The organism is Lapidilactobacillus wuchangensis, from assembly GCF_003946645.1.
Classification (GTDB): domain Bacteria; phylum Bacillota; class Bacilli; order Lactobacillales; family Lactobacillaceae; genus Lapidilactobacillus; species Lapidilactobacillus wuchangensis.
This window is the reverse complement of record NZ_RHOU01000020.1, coordinates 1-19840: the sequence shown is the minus strand read 5'-3', so window position 1 is coordinate 19840 and position 19840 is coordinate 1. Positions and strand designations below refer to the sequence as shown.

Below are 19840 nucleotides of genomic sequence, written 5' to 3'. Positions count from 1 at the left end.
TTAGACAAAGGCTCGTATTGATGACAATTTGAAAAATTGGCATCAATCGATGCCGGCAGCGTTCCACAACCAGCAAGCCCGCAATGGAGTCAGAACCAGTTCTGTTTCAAAACCAAACCCAATTTTTTAATGACAGTGAATACTAGCTCAGCAACATGGCATCATCCGTTATTTCCTGGCCACTCCGTTGTTTAAATAAGGCCAGCAAATCAGGAACGGTTAATTTTTCTTTCTCGGCGCCGCTGAGATCCACGGCAATTTTACCTTGATCCAGCATAATCAGACGCGTGCCATATGCCAGTGCTGCCGCCATATTGTGGGTAATCATCAAGGTAGTCAAATGCTGTTCAGCCACTAATTGGGCGGTCAGATCCATGACAATTTGACTTGTTTCAGGATCAAGCGCGGCCGTGTGTTCGTCCAACAAAAGAATTGCGGGATTCTGTAAAGTTGCCATTAGCAAGGTAATGGCTTGTCGTTGACCACCTGACAATAGGCCGATTCCGGCACTCAACCGATCTTCCAAACCTAAATTAAGTAAAGCTAATTTTTCTTGAAGGAATTGGCGTTGACGACGTTTAACGCCAGGAACGAGAATCTTACGACGTTGGCCTCGTAACATCGCCAACGATAAGTTTTCCTCGACAGTTAGTAATGGCGCGGTGCCCATTTGTGGGTCCTGAAAAACCCGACCAATCAAGCGCGCCCGTTGGGAAACTGATTCGTAAGTGACGTCTTCATTATTAATCAAAACCTGACCTTGTTCGATTGGCAAATTGCCAGCAATACTATTCATCAAGGTCGATTTCCCAGCACCGTTACCACCAATCACAGCTACAAACTCACCTGGTTGCAATGTTAAGTCTAATCCACGGAGAATATGACGTTCATTAGAAGTGCCGCGGTTAAAGTATTGGTGCAATCTTTTAATTTCTAAAGCATTATTAGTCATGTTGTTCCTCCTTAAAGCTGGCAATATTCTTCTGCCGCCGACGTTGTTGAACCAAGCGTTTCTGTAACAATGGTGCCGCCAAAAAGACGGTTAACATTAAGGCGTAGAAGAGTCGCAAGTTGTTGGGATCAACGCCCCATTGCAATACCAAAGCAATGATCAATCGGTAAATAATTGCGCCACCGATAATCGTGATCAGACGCCAACCAAACGACAAATTTTGAACCAAAACTTCAGCGATAATGATGGCGGCCAAAGCAATCACGATGGTGCCGATGCCCATGCTACTATCGGCGTAACCATTAATCTGGGCCATCAAGCTGCCAGCCAAAGCAATCAACCCGTTGGAAATCATGTAAATAATAATTTTCATATTATCAGCGTTGATCCCATTGGCAGCACTCATTTGTTCGTTATCACCGACTGCCCGAGCAGCCAAGCCTACTTCGGTATTAAAGAAGGTCACTAGCAAGAAAATCACAATTGCTAAGACAATCGCACCAATTAAAATCGCCGCAAAGGTTGGTGAGAGGCCGGACAATTGGGTAATAACGGTTGAAACGCGGCCTAATAAGGAAATGTTGGATTGACCCATGATCAACAAATTAACTGAATATAAACCCGTTAAAGTTAAAATACCGGTTAACAACGCCGGAATCTTTAATTTAGTATGCAAAAATCCCGAAACAAAACCAGCTAAACAACCTGCTAATAATCCCGATAAAGTGGCCAGCCAAGGATTGACCCCGGCAACAATTTGCCGAGCTGTTACCGCGGCGCCCAAGGGAAAACTCCCTTCAGCTGTCATATCAGCAATGTCTAAAATACGAAAGGTTAAGTACACGCCAATTGCCATGATCGACCACAATAAGCCTAATGACAAACTAGAAATCAATAAATCCATAATGACCATCCTCCAAATAATAACTATCTTTATTTTTGTGTGTGACTTTGCCAGTGATGCCAATCAATTTTGAAAAAGTCGGCTAATTGATGATTAAAAACCAGTTGCGTCTTGGCCGGTTTTTCAACTGGTAACTCATGAACTGACTTGCCTTTAATAATTTCCAAAGCCATTTTGCCAGTTTGCCGGCCTAATTGGTAATAACTAATCCCTTGAGTAGCAACCCCGCCTAGCTTAACCATTGGTGTTGTGGCCGGAATGACTGGCGTGTGGGTCTTTTTAGAAACTTTACCTAATAATGGCATCGCTGCAGTTAAGACGTTGTCAGCCGGCAAATACATAACATCAACTTGCCGCGCCAGACTTGTCGCGGCCTGTTCCACATCATTGGTGGTGGCCACCGTTCGTGTCACTATTTGTAGCCCTTGTTGTTTCAAAACAGCTTTGGCCTGCTTGATTTGAATGACCGAATTAGGTTCAGCCGCGTTATACAATAAGCCAACTTTTTTTGCTTGGGGAAATAGCTGCCGCATCAAACTTAATTGCTCGGCCACCGGCACGCTATCGTTCACCCCAGTCACATTGCCCGTCGGTTTCTGTAAACTCTTAACCAAACCAGCATCAACAGGATCGGTAATCGCTGTAAAAAGTAACGGCGTCTTCTGATCAACGGCCAGCATGGCCTGGGCCGCTGGTGTGGCAATGGCGAGATTTAACGTATTATGATGATTGGCCAGGCGCTCACTCATCGCCCGCAAATTGGCCTGATCACCTTGAGCATTGACGTAATCGATTTTAATTCGTTTACTGAGCTCACCACCATTTTCTTTGACCTCGGCCAGAAATCCTTTCCGCGCTTGATCCAAAGCACTCTGGTCCATCAATTGCAAAATACCGATTCGGATTTCACCAGTCTTCTGCGGTCGCTTGCTTTGATAATCGGTCCAGAACACTAACCCCAACAACACCGCTAATAAAATAATCAAAAATTTCTTCCGCATAACTTCGTCTCCTCCAATTGAACAAACAAAAAAGCAGTCACAGAAATGATTTCTGTGACTGCTCAGTAAGCCGATTAGTTTATCCAACTAATACCCAGTCAACCACATGAAATCATCAGATCCACGTGGTTGTTTTTTCGTGCTAAATACTACGACCATCATGGATGCAAACCTTGCTTGCGCGGCTTGCATCCCAAAGATACAATCCGCTAGCCATAATAGACGTAGTAATAACTATTATTCAGTTGTAATTTTGCTAAATGTAACATGGCAATCACTCCAACTAATAAGATGTGTCTAACGATACGCACCTTCAAAGAAAAAGTCAAGCCCAAATTTAAGAGTGTGAGAAGCTGCGGGAGCGTGCGTAGGATAACTTCAAATATTTTGATGAGCGGTGCCAACCGATCATTGAAATATTTAAGTTAGCCATAGCACGCTGCAGCTCCGAACACGTTTCAAGCAGAGTGTGAGGAGCGACGCACTTTTGGCGTAGCATAATTTCGATAGTTTGATTGGGCGAGAATTCGACCGAGCAAATTATCAAATTAGGCATAGCCATTTGTCGCCTTGAACACGTTTCAAATCAAGAGTATGAAGGTCGCTGGTCTTTTGCCGTAGGCTAATTTCGATAATTTGCTGCTATTGACATAAATTTTAAACAGAAATAGTTCTGACTGCATTCCGGGCTGCTTGTCGTGGAACGCGGCCGACACTGATTAAAGCCTTTTTTCAAAAGTCTTCAATACAGGTCTTATTGTAAGTGCTAAAGCACCAACAATAATTTGGCGGCTGACGACAAGGTCCCTCCATTTCGTCTGGAGTTGAGTTGGCACCCTTTTTCATTGTTAATTTGTAAGGGGCATAGGACTTATGTTATAGCCAGAAATTATCAAATTAGCCTTGGCCATTTGTCGCCTTGAACACATCTCAAAACAAAAAGACCGCTCTGCAGCGGCCCTCTCACATTTTTTATTCTTCTGGTACCTCTGGCAATACAAAATTTTGGTTCAAGTCGAATGTAACTGGCTGCTGTACCCTAATTGTCGCAGCTGATACGGCGCAATTATAAGCCAACACTTGCACACCACTAGCTTGGGCTGCGGCAATTGCTACGGCCAGCTCTGGTTGTAACCGTTGATTGATCGTCATTACCGTAATTTCTGGCACTTGCACAATGAACAACAAATAGGCGTGGTACCCCTGCTGTTGTGCCAACTGTAAAGTATGAACATGTTTCAACCCACGAGTTGTTATCGCATCGGGGAAAGCAGCAATTTGGCCATTGACCAATGTAACACCCTTGACCTCCACGAAAAAGGCTTCATCTTTGTCGGTGGTACCAGCAATATCTAACCGCGAATCCGCAAAAACGACCTCGCGCTGAACTGTTTTAACTGGGGCAACACCAGACAAACGAATCTGACCACTTTGTAATGCGCTAGCCGCTAACGCATTGGGAATTTGCGAGTCGATATTGATCCAACGGGTCGCTGTTTTAACAGCCACCAAATCGTAATCCGTTTTTCGCTGCGGACTAGGCACATAATTTAAAGCCACGCTCACGCCGGGTACCAATAATTCGCGACATTTACCAGTATTTTTAACATGAACGACCACGGTTTTACCGGCCAAACGACAGTGGGCAATAAAGCGATTAGGTCGCGTTAAAAACGTGGCTACTTTAATATCGGAATATTGCATGCTACTCGCCTGCAGTCGTTTGCTTCTGCCAATCACGCGACCATAGTAGCCCCATGACGCCCTCACCAGTGTGCACGCCAATTGTCGGACCAATATGACTGACTTGGACCGTCATTGTTGGAAACTGTTCCCGAACTTGTTCTTGCCAATGCTGGGACGTTAACGGTGCATTACCATCGATCACCGTAACTTGTAATGGATAATCAACTGCCGCTTGGGCAGCCACCAAATCATGCAAAGCATGGGTTAGTGCCCGACGCATCGTCCGCTCCTTGGCCACGGCCACAATTTTGCCGGCCTCATCAAACTGCAGAATTGGCTTCACTTGCAGCAAGCTACCGAGAATGGCACTGGCATTGGACAAACGACCTGTTCGCAATAAATGCTGCAAATTATCCACGGCGAAGTCCACGCCAATTGTGGCGCGAAAAGCCGTTAATTGCGGCAAAATTTCAGCGGCATGCTGTCCTTGATCAACTAGCGACTGGGTATAACGCACCAAATCCGCCTCACCAGCACTAGCAATGCGCGAATCGAAGGGATAAACCTTGATTTCAGTTACTTGCGGCGCATATTGGCAGAGATTCTCATAAAAAGTTGTAATGCCACTGGAAAGATTAATACAAATCACTTCATCAAAACCGGCCGCAGCCAATTGAAAGAAGGCGGCCTCCATTTGTTGCATGGTGATCTGGGCCGTTGTGGGTAACTTATCAACTTGATGAAGTCGCTGATAAAATTCAGGCGCCGTGATGGTTTCATTTTCCAAGAAAACTTCTTCACCGAAAATCACGGTAATTGGCAACATGGTCACTTGTAGCTGATCTGCTTCTGCAGGTGTTAAATAAGAGGCACTGTCGGTTAAGATAGCTGTTTTCATTAGTCACTCACTTTTCTTGATTTAGCTGCAAGTTGATCGATTGAAATCACCATGACTGACGGCTAATTATTTATAGGTGCTGCCTTCATTTTACTGGAAAGCCTCTGAAAGTACAGACCAATTTTTTAAGCAAGTCAGCAAAGACCGGCCGACTGGGGATGCAGCCGCTAAAAAACTTTCGAAACAACTATTAGCGACCAAGCATCCCCGTCTGTTGTCCCCCGTTAAGGCAGCTCCTTTACCAAATCCGGCCAAAAAGCGGTATGATATAAACTAATATCCTCAAAAAGGAATGATTATTTTGCAAACACTTTGGCAATTATGGCTCGTCCTAATTCCCACTGGCATCGCCGCAGGAATTGTCAGTTCGGCAACTGGTCTGGCTTCACTAGTGTCCTATCCAATTTTGTTGGCGATTGGCTTGCCACCAGTCGTCGCAAATGTCACCAATACCTATTCGTTGTTTTTTGCTGAACTGGGCGCAACGATTTCCTCAAAAAAAGAACTCCACGGCCATCAACATGATTTAAAAGTTATCCTGCCCCTAACCTTGATTGGTTGTGTGATTGGCTCATTAATTTTATTTATGATCCCCGCGAGCACTTTCGAAAAAGTCGTGCCCTTCTTTATTTTGTTAGCAGCGTTGGTGGTCCTCTGGCCGCAAAATTACCGGCGAAAACCCACCATTCCTGTTGGTCAACCAGCAACACGACAGCAAAATCTCATCAAAATTGCTACTTGGGCGGGAATTTTCTTAGTCGGTGTTTATAGCGGTTATTTTGGCGCTGCTAGCGGTGTGCTCATGCTGTCTTTGTTAGCCGTAATTAGCCCGCTAACTTTCGCTGAGTATAACGCCGAAAAAAATGTTACTTTAGGCTTAGCCAATTTAATTTCAGCCATTATTTATGCCACCCAAACAACGATTCAATGGCATTACATTATTCCACTAGCAATCGGCTTTTTAGTTGGCGGTTTTATTGGCCCAGTTCTAGTCCGCCGTATTCCTGAACGAGTCATCAAAGTGGTCATTGGCATTGGCTCGCTGATTCTGGCCGCGACCTTATTTATTCAAGCTTACCGAAAATAACTTATTCTTTAAATTCCACTACTTCACAAAAATAACCTAATTGACAGCTGCTAGTTTTCCCAAGCTGGTCAATCAGGTTATTTATTTACCGCCAATTTTTTTAGATTATTTGCGATTCGACTAACCTATTCAACAGTCACGCTTTTAGCCAAATTACGTGGTTGGTCAACATTCAGGCCTCGTTGCAAGGTGGCATAGTAGGCCAGTAACTGGCCACACACACCAGTTAACAGCGGCATTAATTCGGGTGTTAACTGGGGCAAAACGATTTGATCATCAGCTTGCTGACAGTCTTCGCTAGCAATTACCAACACCTGCGCGCCACGAGCCAACACTTCTTGAACATTACCGCGAGTATGACCAGCAGTGCTCGCTTCGGTAATAAACGTGATCACCGGTACATTTTCCTCAATTAACGCAATCGTCCCATGCTTCAACTCACCGGCGGCAAAGCCCTCGGTATGGACATAGGAAATTTCCTTAAGTTTCAGCGCCGCTTCCAGACTAACATCATAATCAATGCCCCGACCTAAGTAAAAGGCATCTTGACTAGCGCCTAAGAAATTATTAGCTAAGTCAGACCAGCCTTGTTTATTGTCGACTAGGGTTTCCATGCCATTTGCGGCCAAACCTAACTGCGTTTGCAAGGACCATTCTTCGGCTGCCGGTAATTTTAAATATGTCCCTAAAGCTTTGGCCAAAACTGCCTCAACGGCAATTTGCGCAGTATAAGCTTTGGTCGAGGCCACAGCGATTTCCGGTCCAGCATAGAGGTCTAAGTGAAAGTCACTTTCTCGAGCCAACGTTGAATTGGTCACATTCGTGATCACTAACGTTGGTAACCCACGCCGCTTTGCTTCAATCAATACTTGGCGACTGTCAGCTGTTTCCCCACTTTGTGATAAAAAGATAAAAAATGGGTGTTGAGCTAAAATTGGCCAATGATAACCGAACTCACTGGCAACGCCCACTTCAACTGGAATTTGCGTAAACTTCTCGAACAGACGCTTACCGACCAAACTTGCATGATAGCTAGTTCCCGCGGCCACAAAATACAAACGGTCAGCTTGGGCCAAGGCAGTCAATAAGTTGGGATCAATTTGCGGTTCACCAGCTGCGGTTAAATATTTTTGGCTGATTCGTCGCATGACAGCTGGCTGTTCATCAATTTCTTTGAGCATGTAAGTTGGGTAAGTCCCCTTAGAAACCTCACCATCAGTGACTGTAATGGTTATGGGTTGGCGCGTCTGACTGGCACCTTGCAATGTCAACAATTGCACTTGATCAGCACTGACAGCGGCAATTTCTTGATCATGCAACTCCAAATACTGGTCAGTTAAATCATAAGTGGCCAGCGCATCGGAAGTCACCACATTACCCTGTTCGCCTAAACCGATTAACAATGGGCTTTTGTTTTTAGCAATATAAAGTTGGTCGGGTTGGTCGCGATCAACCAAGATCAACGCATACGAACCATTGACTAACTGGAGTGTTTTCTGTAGTGCCGCTAACGTAGTTAATTGCTCCTGCTCAACAAATTTAGCAATTAATTGAACCAAGACTTCAGTATCAGTTTGGCTGGCAAAATGCGTGTCCGCCAAATATTGTTGTTTCAAGGCCGTGAAATTATTGATCACGCCATTATGAACCAAATAAAAGCGTTGGGAAGTCGAAAATTGGGGATGAGCATTGGCTTCACTGGGCTGACCATGAGTTGCCCAACGAGTATGCGCAATTCCCAATGACCCCTGAACTGTCGGTTTCACTGCAGATTTTAACGTCGCAATCTTGCCGACTGTCTTCACCAAATAATCATGGCCAGTCTGGTCGTTGATATATAAACCAGCGGAATCATAACCGCGATACTCTAATCGTTCCAATCCTTTTAATAAAATTTCAGTTGTAGTCTCATAACCAATCGCACCAACAATTCCGCACATGTCTAGCCGTCTCCTTAAAATTGGTATATATCATTTTTATTTTTCTTGTTTTGAAAACAATTGCTATTTTATTGGTTTTTTAAGCAAATGTCAAATCATTTTCTTTGAATTGGTATGATTTTTATCTGAAATTGGTCTATTTTTATTGATGACGTGCAAGCTATTGCGACCTAACTAAAAAAGCTTCCACCAATCTTCGTAAAGATTGGTGGAAGCTTATAGATGAACAATCGTAACAAATACTGTCAGAAAGATTGAATCGTTGTTACTAGTGCACTTGATTTAATTGATTATTCAACACCGATTTCATTGCGAACCACATCGGCGATTTGGTCAACATATTTGTCGACTAATTCTTGAGTTGGCGCTTCAGCCATCACCCGTAATAATGATTGGGTACCACTAGGCCGAACTAAGACCCGACCATCACCATTCATTTCTTTCTCAACCGTATCGATAATTGAAACAATTGCGGGATGATCTTGCCAATGTTTCTTGTCACTAACTGGCACATTGACCAGACGTTGTGGGTAGGTCTTAACTGGTGCTGCCAATTCAGACAACTTCTTACCAGTTTGCTTCATAATGTTTAACAATTGAATCCCAGTTAACATGCCGTCACCGGTATTATGGAAATCAAACAAAATAATGTGACCTGATTGTTCGCCACCAAGATTGTAGCCATTAGCGCGCATTTCTTCAACGACGTAACGGTCACCAACTTGAGTTTGAACGGATTTTAAGCCAGCCTTTTCAATTGCTTTGTACAAACCAATGTTACTCATGACGGTCGTCACAATGGTATCGTTCTTAAGCCGACCACGCTCTGCGAAGAAAGTGCCTAAGATATACATAATCTTGTCACCGTCAATGATTTCACCATTCTCATCTACCGCAATACACCGGTCACCATCACCATCAAAAGCCAAGCCTAAATCAGCACCCTTTTCAACAACAGTGGCAGCCAATTTTTCTGGGTGAGTTGAACCAACGTGATCATTAATGTTAATGCCATCAGGTGAGGTAGCAATCGTGGTAAAGTCAGCATCAATATCAGCAAACAAACGATTGACCAAACCACTAGTGGAACCATTGGCGCCATCAACGACAACTTTGATATCGCCAAAATCTTCAGAAACAGTCTGTTCAATGAACTGTAAGTATTTCTGGGAAGCTTCAGGATAATCTTCAACGACACCTAAACCTTCAGCAGCTGGCCGTGGTAATTCATCATTGGTGGCATCTAAGTAGGCTTCAATTTCTTCCTCTTCGCTATCAAGTAATTTATAGCCATCTGAACCAAAGAACTTGATGCCGTTATCAGCAGCCGGATTGTGTGATGCTGAAATCATAATCCCAGCATCAGCACCTTGAGCCCGTACTAAATAGGCAACGGCTGGTGTGGTAATGACGCCTAGCTTCAACACTTCGATCCCTACAGATAATAAACCAGAAATCAGCGCATACTCCAACATTTGTCCAGAAGCACGCGTATCACGAGCGACTAAAACCCGTGGTGCGGGACGATTAGCTTTATCATCAGCATGCTGCGTTAAAACATAACCACCAGCACGGCCTAATTTAAAAGCTAGTTCAGGAGTTAATCCCTTATTAGCAACGCCACGAACACCATCAGTACCAAAATACTTCACCATAATTATTTTCTCCTATCTCACATTAATTCAGTCAATCACTGAATATCGATCAATTCGTTTTAATCTTCAGCTGAGCTACTACTTGAACTTGAACTAGACGAGGAACTATCTTCACTTGACGTGGTTGAATCGGTTGTCTCATTGTCAGAACCACTGCTGGAACTTGAACTACTACTACTGCTGCTACTGCTAGTCGTCGTGTCATTGTCATTATCTTGACTAACGGTAATATTCACCGAAATAGCAGCTGGATCAACATCAACAATTCCCGTTGATTTCGGAATCGTAATGGTTTTCTGCGTGGTACTTGAAATACCATTAACATTGACTGGCACTGTCAAAGTACTTGAGAGACCTGCCAAAACATTTTGTGGTGCCGAAACGGTTACCTCAGTCACTGAACTTGAAAACGAGTAAGTTTTGCTAGATGTGCCAGTGCCACTTTGTTTAAAGACAACTTTCATCTTTTTACTTGGCAAATAAATCGGCAATTTAACATGGGCCGTTTGCGGTGTCAAAAGTACATCTACAGTTTTACCATCTTTATCTAATGCTTGCAAAAGAACTTCCTGTTGGTAAGTACTATTCGCGTTGGCACTCAGGTCTAATTGAGCAACAACTTGTTTAACTTGAGCCACTTCCGTTTTGGCGCCGGAAACCCGGACCGTTTCGGGACTGATTTCAGGCGTACCGACTAAATAACCATCGGCAATTCGATTACTGTTGTATTTCGTCTGAATTGGGAAAGTTCGGTCGGAGCGGGTCTGAATCTTAACTTTAGTGGTATCAGGCTTGATTGAATACTTCAAGGATTTATTTAAGCCGGAAACTTTAATTTTAACCGTATGAGTCCCGGTCTTTAAATCACGCAAATCAATATAAACTCGGAAATTATTGGTATTTTTGGCAGCAGCAACTAAGGATTTGGAACCTTCAATCGTGATGTCTACCTTCTCTGGATAACCAGTGACAAAATATTTATCCGTGTCAACTTCAACTTGCAGTGACTCTTTCATGGTGATTTTAGTATCGGCGGCAGCGGTTTGTTCCTGATTCATATTATTGGAAACCGTTGAGCCTAAACTATTGTTCTGAACATAAATAAACAATAAGACAGCTAAACCTAAGGCAATAACGCGATATACCCATGGTCGATCAAAAAAATCTTTCATTTCTTTGACCCTCCCTTCTTTGGTTTAAAGAAGTCGAGTACATTTTGCCACCAAGTATTTTCCTTTTCAGGACTATCTAATTGGACATGCAAAAACTTCAAATAATCTTCACGGCTTAAATCATGCATCAATTGACTATTCTTGGTAATTGTCACCGCCCCAGTTTCCTCGGAAACAACAAGGGTGACCGCATCAGTAACTTCACTGATCCCCACGGCAGCGCGATGACGCGTGCCTAATTCTTTAGGAATCATATTACTTTCTGACAATGGCAAATAGGCCGCGGCAACGGCAATTTTATTGTCGCGAATAATAACGGCACCATCATGCAATGGGGTATTAGGAATGAAAATATTAATCAGCAATTCACCAGAAACATCAGCATCCAGAGGAATCCCGGTTTCAATATAATCTTCCAAACCAGTATGCATTTGAATCGTGATCAAAGCACCAATTCGCCGCTTTGACATATATTGAATGGCTTTATCTAGGCCATCAATTAAGTGATTGGTATCTTCCTTGGTTTTATGACCACCACCGAAAATATCGTTACGCCCTAATCGTTCCAAGGCCCGCCGAATTTCCGGTTGGAAAATAACCACTAAGACCACAACCGCCCAGTTGATCACCTGATCCATGATATAAGACACGGTATGCAAATTAAGATAATAACTAACCGCTTTAATGGCGGCAATAATGACGATCCCATTAAAAAGCTGCACCGCTTTGGTACCCTTGAGCAGCATAATCATTTTATAAATAAAAAACCAAACCGCAAGGATATCGATCAGATTCATCAAATTCTGCCACGTAAAAATCTGACTCCAATCTATACTCATGATCAGCCTCCTTACATTAAGATAATTCATTATACCATAGCTACTTCTGATTGATAAAAGACAAGTTGTGAAAACGGCGTGCTCATTGCCATTGCATTGCAGCAGGTTTGCAGCCGAAGTTCAAAACCGCTAAATATGGTGAAAGTGTTGAAACCAAATTGGTTCTGACTCCATTGCGGGCTTGCTGGTTGTGGAACGCGGCCGGCATTGATTTGAGCTTATTGCTTCGCAACAATCTCAAATACAAGCCTTGTTCTAAGTGGCACAGCCACTAAGAACAATTTGGCGGCTGACAACCACGCCCTCCATTCCGTCTGGAGTTGAGTTAGTTCACTTCAACTTTGTTAGTGTTTAAGGCAGTGGTAGCGAGATTCAGTAACTCATTTTAATCAATAGTAATAGTTGAATAGTACAAAAAAGGTGTGACCTCTATTCTCAATAGAGATTGTCACACCAGTTTTTTGTACTATCACAATCTGATTCGGCTAATTAGTGGTGCTCAGTTCTGTTAGTTTAATCCAGGCAGGGGCCCAGCGATTGGCGTCAATGGTGAAATTATTCTTGCCGCTTTAGCGGTTAGAATAAGACTCGTATCTGAGATTGTTGCTGAAAGCAATAAGCTCAGATCGATGTCCACCATGTTCCACGCCCATAAAATCGCTGGGCCCCTGCCGTTCTCAACTAAGGGACGACTTAATCCCTACAAAAATCACTAATTTAGAAAAGATCTGTCGCTTTACTGGCGATACATCTTAAACTTCAAGAATAAATCATTGTACTCCTCAACTTTACTAGCCCCTAAATCTTGATAGACCTGCAAATGCTTAATCGTACTGAGCGGCGGGTAAAACTGCTGGTCATTGCGAATTTTAGCCGGCAAATAAGTCATTGCCTTTTTATTAGGTGTGGCATAACCGACGTATTCAGCATTTTGGGCAGCATCATGCGGGTCGAGCATGAAATTGATAAAGGCGTAGGCGGCTTTTTTATGCTTGGCAGTCTTGGGAATGACCATGTTGTCATACCAAGCATTACTACCCTCACTGGGAACGACATAGTGCAAATGACTATTTTGATCCAGCATTTCGCTAGCTTCACCAGACCAAGTCACGGCCAGCGGCGCCTCTTCTTGAATCATGTAAGTTTTAATTTCATCAGCCACGATAGCTTTCACGTTGCCACTGAGTTGATTTAATTTTTGCTGGGCGGCAATCAGCGTCTTGCTGTTGGTGGTGTTCATTGAGTGGCCTTGTTCAACCAACGCCATCCCCAAAATATCCCGGGCTGAATCAACAAGCATCAACTGATCACGCCACTTAGGCTGCCACAAATCAGACCAGTGCTGCATTTCGTCAGCTTTGACAAACTTGTCATTATAAATAATCCCCAACGTGCCCCAGAAATAAGGGACAGAGTAACGATTACCGCGATCAAAACTTTGATTAAGGAAATGACTGTCCAAATAATGATAATTTGACAATTGCCGGTGATCAATCGGCAATAATAAGTTAGCCTTTTTCATTTTTTCGATCATATAATCACTGGGAATCGTTAAATCGTAAGCGGTGCCACCCTGCTTGATCTTGGTGAACATCGCTTCATTGCTATCAAAGGTTTCATACTGCACGTGATAGCCAGTTTCCCGTTCAAATTTCTTGATCAAAGCTGGGTCAATGTAATCGCCCCAGTTGTATAAACTCAAGGTATTGGCCGAACTAGTTGCTCCTGACTGGCGCGATAACTGCCGACTTCCTAGAAAAAGTAAAGCGCAGAAGGCCAAAATCACGGTTATTAAGACGGACATTTTTTTCATGAGAGCGTCACCTCGCTTTTAGCATGGCGCCGCTGCTTTTGTCGGCGAGAATGTGAATAGCGATTGACGAAATAATAACCAACAACTAACAGCAACGAGAATAAAAACATCACCGCTGACAAGGCATTGATTTCTAGGCTAATTCCTTGACGAGCCCGAGAATAGATTTCCACTGACAACGTGGTAAAACCGTTCCCGGTTACAAAAAAGGTCACCGCAAAATCATCCAAAGAATAGGTGAAAGCCATAAAGAATCCAGAAAAAATACCAGGGGTAATATAAGGCACGATCACCCGTGAGAAAGTCTGCCAATTGGTCGCCCCTAAATCCTGTGCAGCATTAAGCAAGGCTGGATCCAATTCATTTACTTTTGGCAGAACTAATAACACCACAATTGGAATCGAAAAAGCAATATGGCTAAGTAAAACTGAACCAAAACCTAAGCCGATTCCCAACGCTGAAAATAAAATCAAAAAGCTAGCCCCAATAATGACGTCAGGAGAAACCATTAACACATTATTCAATGTTAACAGCGCCGACTTGGTTCGTTGGCTTTTGCGGCCAGCAATTCCCAACGCGCCGAAGGTACCGATAATTGTCGCAAACAGCGAGGACAGAATGGCAATTAAGAAGGTATCCAACACAATCACCAGCATCCGCTTGTCCGAAAAAAGTTCCTGATAATGGGCCCAAGTAAAGCCAGTGAAATGATTCATATTCCCGCCTTGATTAAAGGAATAAAAAATCAAATAGAAAATTGGAATATAGAGAATAATAAACACCAAAACTAAATAAACGGAACTAAATTTAATTTTCTTCATCGTCATTCACCTCCCGACGCTTCTTCCGGCGATCATTGGTTAAAGCCATAATAATAAACATCATCACGATCAGTACCACACCAATTGTGGAACCCATGCCCCAATTCATCGTGGTCATGAAATGTTCCTCAATGGCTGTCCCTAAAGTAATAACCCGGTTACCGCCGATCAGCCGCGTCAACATAAACAATGACAGCGATGGAATAAAAACCGCTTGAACCCCAGCTTTAACGCCACTAATGGTCAACGGGAAAATCACCCGGCGGAAAGTTTGCCAATTGGTCGCACCTAAATCACGACTGGCATTGATCAGTGCGGGATTTAATTCCACGATGGCGTTATAAATCGGCAAAATCATAAAGGGAATTTCAATATAGGTGGCCACCAATAAGAAACTGGCATCAGAAAACAGCAATTGTTGCGGCCCAATCCCCACAAAAGTTAAAAATTGGTTCACTGAACCAGTTCGACTTAACAAACCAATAAAGGCGTAAGCTTTCAACAGTAAATTGATCCAAGTCGGCAAAATAATTAGTAATAACCATAATTGTTGATGTTTCAATTTACTGAGGAAATATGCGGCTGGATAACTGATCAGCAAGGTGATCGCCGTAATTAAAAAGGCATACCACAACGAATTAAGCGACATGTGTAAATAAGTGGTCGACGTCCCATAGGTGGCATAATTTTGGAGGGTAAATTGGTGCTGAGTATTGGTCAGCGATTGATACAAAATCAATACCAAAGGTGCAATCACAAACAGACCGATCCAAATAAAATAAGGAATCATAAAAAAGCGTTTCGATTGTTTCATGCCAGTTTAATCCTCCTCGTATTGTTCCAACCGAGCATCAAAGTCAGCTTCTTTTTCACCAAAACGCATGACATGAATATCTTCAGGTTCAAAAGTTAAACCGATATGTTTCCCACCGCGCACAGGATTAGTCGAGTGAATCAACCATTCATTGCCATCGTCATCAATACCAATGATTTCAAAGTGATCCCCCCGAAACAGCTGGGTATCAACTGTCACTACTAATTTGCCCTGTTCAGCCGTCGTCACATCCAAATCTTCTGGCCGTAACACCACTTCGACTTTTTCATTTGGTTTCATGCCGGCGTCGGCACATTCAAAGGTCTTGCCCACAAACTCGACCTGATAGTCGGCCAACATTTCGCCAGGTAAAATATTACTTTCGCCAATAAAATTGGCCACGAAATGATTGATTGGCTCATCATAAATATCCACCGGCGTGCCACTTTGTAAAATTTTACCGTCATTGACGACAAAAATTTCATCGCTCATCGCCAAAGCTTCTTCTTGGTCATGAGTCACAAAGATAAAGGTGATTTTCAATCGTTGTTGCAATTCCCGCAGTTCGTACTGCATATCTTGGCGCAATTTCATGTCTAAAGCTGACAAAGGTTCATCAAGCAATAGCACTTTCGGTTCATTAACGATCGCCCGGGCAATTGCCACCCGTTGTTGCTGACCACCTGATAATTCACTGATTTCACGATTGGCATAGCCAGGTAACTGCACTAATTTTAAAGCGTCCAAAACTCGCTTCTTAATTTCAGCTTTGGGTCGTTTTTGTAAGTTCAAACCAAAGGCCACGTTTTCAAAAACATCTAAATGAGGAAATAAAGCATAGTTTTGGAAAACGGTATTCACTTTACGCTGATTTGCAGGTAAATCATTAATTTTCTGACCTTCAAATAAAATCGCCCCGGAACTGGCATTAGTAAAACCGGCAATCAATCTTAAAATCGTGGTTTTACCAGAGCCGGATGGTCCGAGCAGCGAATAAAATTTACCCGGTTCAATTGTCATATTAATATTCGACAACGCCGTAAAACCATCATCGTAAGTTTTCGTAATGCCCTGTAATTCAATAATTGGTGCTGCCATCTTAATTCCCTCCCGAATTAAAGGTATGATTCAGTGGCCACTAACAATAAAGTGACCGGTTTTTGAAATGGATTTAATAATTGATGTGGACTTTTAGCTGAAAAATATAAAGATTCGTGGGCGCCTGCAGTCACTAATTCTTCACCAAAGGCTAAGCGAACTTTCCCGCGCACCACGTAGGCAAAGGTTTCGGCTGGTGAAGGATCGAAGGCCTTAAAGCGACCACCAGGAGCTATCGTCAATAACACTGGCTCCATTTCCCGCTCATTGGAATCAGTGATCAGCCAAGTTAGCTGATAACCCATTTCTTCATCTTCATGTTTAACCTGTTGCTCACCGTTAAATAAAACTGGGGTGGTCGCATCGCCCTCTTGAAAGAACTCCGCCAGCGAAACACCAAGAACAGTTAAAATATCTTGTAAAGTTTCCACAGTTGGTGACGCCTGGTCATTTTCTAGTTGGGAAATATAGCCCTTCGTTAAATCAGTCCGTTCGCCTAATTCTTCTTGGGTCAGATTTTTTAAAATTCGTAAGGCGCGTAATTTTTGACCAAATATCATAAATTGCCTCTTTTCAAGTTGCCAATTATCACTAAACAAAATGTTATCTAACAAAAAGTTTACTAAAACGTTCCTAAGTATACCCCAAACTGTGACCGCTGCCAATAGTTGTTAGCTAGCGATTAGGTTACGTTTGTGTGTCAAAAATATTGGCCTAACTAATCGCAAAATAATAACAATCATTGGTTAATACTAGTCAAGGGAATTAGCCGGCGTTATAATAGCGTTAAGATTAATTGTGTACTATTTTTCAGTCGCAGTTAGCTAACTACGATTGACTGATAAGGAGTAACTATGCAAAAAAAAGCTTTAGTCGTTAGTTTAAGCAACGAACAACCACAGGCTCAGGTTGAAAAAATTGAGTTGGCCCCACTACCGCCTGATTGGGTGCGCGTTCAAGTGGCCTACAGTGATATTAATTACAAAGATGCTTTAACGTTAAAAGCTCACAGTGGCGTGCTCCGCGATTATCCGCGGGTGCCCGGGATCGACTTTACTGGCTGGGTCACGGCTTCTCATGACCGCGACTTTCAAATTGGTGATCAAGTTGCTGGTATCGGCCGAGAAATCGGTATTCAAATTGATGGCGGTTATCAAGAAACAGTTGATGTCCCTGGCGAATTTTTACATCTCTTAAATGGGCAGCGAACCTTACAAGATGCAGCGCTAATCGGCACTGCCGGATTGACTGCCGCCATTGGTTTAACTAAGGTATTGGATACTGAAAGTATGGCTGACCGGAACGCTGCGATTTTAATTACGGGCGTCACTGGTGGCGTTGGTGGCTGGCAACTGGCCTTGTTAGCGAGTCTAGGCTACCATAACTTAACGGTCATCACCCGCCAAGTCGACCTGAAGGCACAGTTATTAGCGCGGGGTGCGAAACAAGTCCTCACTCCCGAGCAAGTTTTATTACCAGCCTTAAAGCCACTTGCCAAGCAAAAATTCCAGCTCGTCTTTGATAATGTTGGTGGCGACTTACTTGCTAATCTGATTCCCCAAGTCAGTGAGAATGGTCATTTGGTGGTCAGTGGTAACGCTGGCGGCATCAAATTGACGACCACAATTTTGCCTTTTATTTTGCGCGGGGTTACCTTGCATGGGATTGATTCAGTTAACTATCCTCATGATGATCGCGAAGAAATTTGGCAATTGTTCGAAACTGCCTTCTGGCCTGCCGAAAACTTACGACCAGCCAGTCAGAAGATTACTTTTGCTGAACTGTTGCCAATTTTGACAACCTTTACCACTCAGGCCCATTTTGGTCGCACGATTGTGAAGTTTCGCAGTCGCCGCCCTCGTTTCTAAATTAAACAGTTAATTTAAGCACCAAAAAAGTCATGAACTAACGACAATCATTATCGTTGGTCCATGACTTTTTTAATTGATTTATTTTTGTTGATTGACTTCGCGGCCAATAATTCGTACTTCCGGATGCAATTGGACTTGGAATCTATCCCAGACCGTTTCTTGAATCAACTTAATGAGATTCAAGTAGTCAGTGGCAGTCGCATGATTGATGTTCACGATAAAGCCAGCATGTTTAGTTGAGACTTGCGCGCCGCCAATAATTTTGCCTTGGAGACCAGCCTCTTGAATCATCGGTCCCACATAATGGTCTGGTGGTCGTCTAAAGACGCTACCACAAGATGGCAAATCCAAGGGCTGCTTTTCGGCACGTCTTTTATTAAATTCGTCCATCGTGCGCCGAATCTTAGTCGGTTCGCCTGGTTTAAGACTAAATGTCGCCGTCACCACCGTTAATGGCTGTTCTTGCAAAATACTATGACGATAATCAAAATCAATTTCGCGACCACGTAGCGTTTCAAAATCGCCGTCAGCATTAATCACCGTAATTTCGGTAATCACATCACTCACTTCGCCCTTATAGGCCCCGGCGTTCATAAAAACGGCGCCACCAACACTTCCGGGAATTCCCGCCGCAAATTCTAGGCCAGTTAACCCATAATGATAGGCCGCTTCTGAAACTGTCATCAGTGGTGTACCAGCAGTAACGACTAATTGTTGATCATGTTGCTGAATATCTTCAATCCGTGTCAACAGAATGACCAGGCCCTCAATGCCGCCATCACGAATAATCATGTTGCTAGCATTGCCGACAATCGTGACTGGGACATGTTGTTGGTGCGCACGTTTGATCAATTGTGCCACTTGCTCTGTTGTTTCCGGAAAGGCCAAATAGTCAGCCGGACCACCAGTTTTAGTAAATGTGTAGTCAGACATCGGCCAGTTTTCTAATATTGGAATCTTTAAATCTGAAAAATTCGCCATCATTTATTTAAACCTTCACTTCGTAATTTCAATCTATGCTTTAGTTTAACAAAAAATACGGTAAATAACACTAGTACACTTTCGGATTGTCGCATACCAAATAAAATGTGGATTGAAAGAAAACCACGCATGAGTTTACATTAAAAAAGCGTTGAAACAGAATGATGTCTGACTCTGTTCCGGGCTGCTTGGCGTGGAACGCTGCCGGCATTGATTTGAGCTTATTGCCTTGCAACAATCTCAAATACAAGCCTTGTTCTAAGTGGCCCAGCCACTAAGAACAATTTGGCGGCTGACGCCAAGATCCC

General features: G+C 43.2%; 17 protein-coding genes. 2 read left to right on the top strand and 15 right to left on the bottom strand.

Features of this window, described 5'->3' with window-relative positions:
• Positions 1–142 precede the first annotated feature (142 nt).
• From EKM82_RS10725 to EKM82_RS10705, 5 genes are all read right to left on the bottom strand, one after another.
• On the bottom strand, positions 143–952 hold the full coding sequence (locus EKM82_RS10725) for an ABC transporter ATP-binding protein (protein WP_125769260.1): 810 nt from the start codon (positions 950–952) through the stop codon (positions 143–145).
• Entirely contained in the window at positions 945–1856 is a 912-nt protein-coding gene (locus EKM82_RS10720) for an ABC transporter permease (protein ID WP_125769257.1), read from the bottom strand. Before EKM82_RS10720 ends, EKM82_RS10725 begins: the two co-directional genes overlap by 8 nt.
• 29 nt (positions 1857–1885) lie before the next feature.
• Positions 1886–2857, bottom strand: coding sequence for an ABC transporter substrate-binding protein (locus EKM82_RS10715; protein ID WP_125769254.1), 972 nt, complete (start codon positions 2855–2857; stop codon positions 1886–1888).
• A 972-nt stretch (positions 2858–3829) separates the two neighbouring features.
• Positions 3830–4561: a DNA/RNA nuclease SfsA gene (gene sfsA / locus EKM82_RS10710; protein ID WP_125769251.1), complete on the bottom strand. Its 732-nt coding sequence runs from the start codon at positions 4559–4561 to the stop codon at positions 3830–3832.
• A 1-nt stretch (position 4562) separates the two neighbouring features.
• Entirely contained in the window at positions 4563–5441 is an 879-nt protein-coding gene (locus EKM82_RS10705) for a DegV family protein (protein ID WP_125769248.1), read from the bottom strand.
• Positions 5442–5733: 292 nt separating this feature from the next.
• Between EKM82_RS10705 and EKM82_RS10700 the strand changes: the two genes are divergently transcribed.
• Entirely contained in the window at positions 5734–6528 is a 795-nt protein-coding gene (locus EKM82_RS10700; protein ID WP_225419728.1) for a sulfite exporter TauE/SafE family protein, read from the top strand.
• Between the two features lie 125 nt (positions 6529–6653).
• Here EKM82_RS10700 and glmS read toward each other — a convergent pair whose 3' ends face one another.
• The 9 genes from glmS to EKM82_RS10655 form a co-directional block, all read right to left on the bottom strand.
• Positions 6654–8468 carry a glutamine--fructose-6-phosphate transaminase (isomerizing) gene (glmS, locus tag EKM82_RS10695; RefSeq protein WP_125769245.1) on the bottom strand — a complete coding sequence of 605 codons (1815 nt, stop codon included), beginning with the start codon at positions 8466–8468 and terminating at the stop codon, positions 6654–6656.
• Positions 8469–8758: 290 nt separating this feature from the next.
• On the bottom strand, positions 8759–10123 hold the full coding sequence (gene glmM, locus EKM82_RS10690) for a phosphoglucosamine mutase (protein WP_125769242.1): 1365 nt from the start codon (positions 10121–10123) through the stop codon (positions 8759–8761).
• 59 nt (positions 10124–10182) lie between these two features.
• Positions 10183–11295 carry a CdaR family protein gene (locus EKM82_RS10685; protein WP_125769239.1) on the bottom strand — a complete coding sequence of 371 codons (1113 nt, stop codon included), beginning with the start codon at positions 11293–11295 and terminating at the stop codon, positions 10183–10185.
• A complete protein-coding gene (gene cdaA / locus EKM82_RS10680; protein WP_125769236.1) occupies positions 11292–12134 on the bottom strand; it encodes a diadenylate cyclase CdaA in 843 nt (280 codons plus the stop codon). The genes EKM82_RS10685 and cdaA overlap by 4 nt, the downstream gene beginning before the upstream one ends.
• Positions 12135–12870: 736 nt before the next feature.
• Complete coding sequence (locus tag EKM82_RS10675) at positions 12871–13947, bottom strand: ABC transporter substrate-binding protein (RefSeq protein ID WP_125769233.1); 1077 nt, start codon at positions 13945–13947, stop codon at positions 12871–12873.
• Positions 13944–14768, bottom strand: a complete 825-nt coding sequence (locus EKM82_RS10670; protein ID WP_164508260.1) for an ABC transporter permease — start codon at positions 14766–14768, stop codon at positions 13944–13946. Before EKM82_RS10670 ends, EKM82_RS10675 begins: the two co-directional genes overlap by 4 nt.
• On the bottom strand, positions 14755–15582 hold the full coding sequence (locus tag EKM82_RS10665; protein ID WP_125769228.1) for an ABC transporter permease: 828 nt from the start codon (positions 15580–15582) through the stop codon (positions 14755–14757). The genes EKM82_RS10670 and EKM82_RS10665 overlap by 14 nt, the downstream gene beginning before the upstream one ends.
• Positions 15583–15588: 6 nt before the next feature.
• Entirely contained in the window at positions 15589–16680 is a 1092-nt protein-coding gene (locus tag EKM82_RS10660) for an ABC transporter ATP-binding protein (protein WP_125769225.1), read from the bottom strand.
• Positions 16681–16697: 17 nt separating this feature from the next.
• On the bottom strand, positions 16698–17240 hold the full coding sequence (locus EKM82_RS10655; protein ID WP_125769222.1) for a helix-turn-helix domain-containing protein: 543 nt from the start codon (positions 17238–17240) through the stop codon (positions 16698–16700).
• Positions 17241–17534: 294 nt separating this feature from the next.
• Here EKM82_RS10655 and EKM82_RS10650 point away from each other — a divergent pair, with 294 nt between their 5' ends.
• The gene (locus EKM82_RS10650; RefSeq protein WP_125769219.1) at positions 17535–18548 is read left to right on the top strand and encodes an acrylyl-CoA reductase family protein; all 1014 of its coding nucleotides are present in this window, start codon (positions 17535–17537) and stop codon (positions 18546–18548) included.
• Between the two features lie 81 nt (positions 18549–18629).
• Here EKM82_RS10650 and murB read toward each other — a convergent pair whose 3' ends face one another.
• Positions 18630–19535, bottom strand: a complete 906-nt coding sequence (gene murB / locus EKM82_RS10645; protein ID WP_125769216.1) for a UDP-N-acetylmuramate dehydrogenase — start codon at positions 19533–19535, stop codon at positions 18630–18632.
• Positions 19536–19840 lie beyond the last annotated feature (305 nt).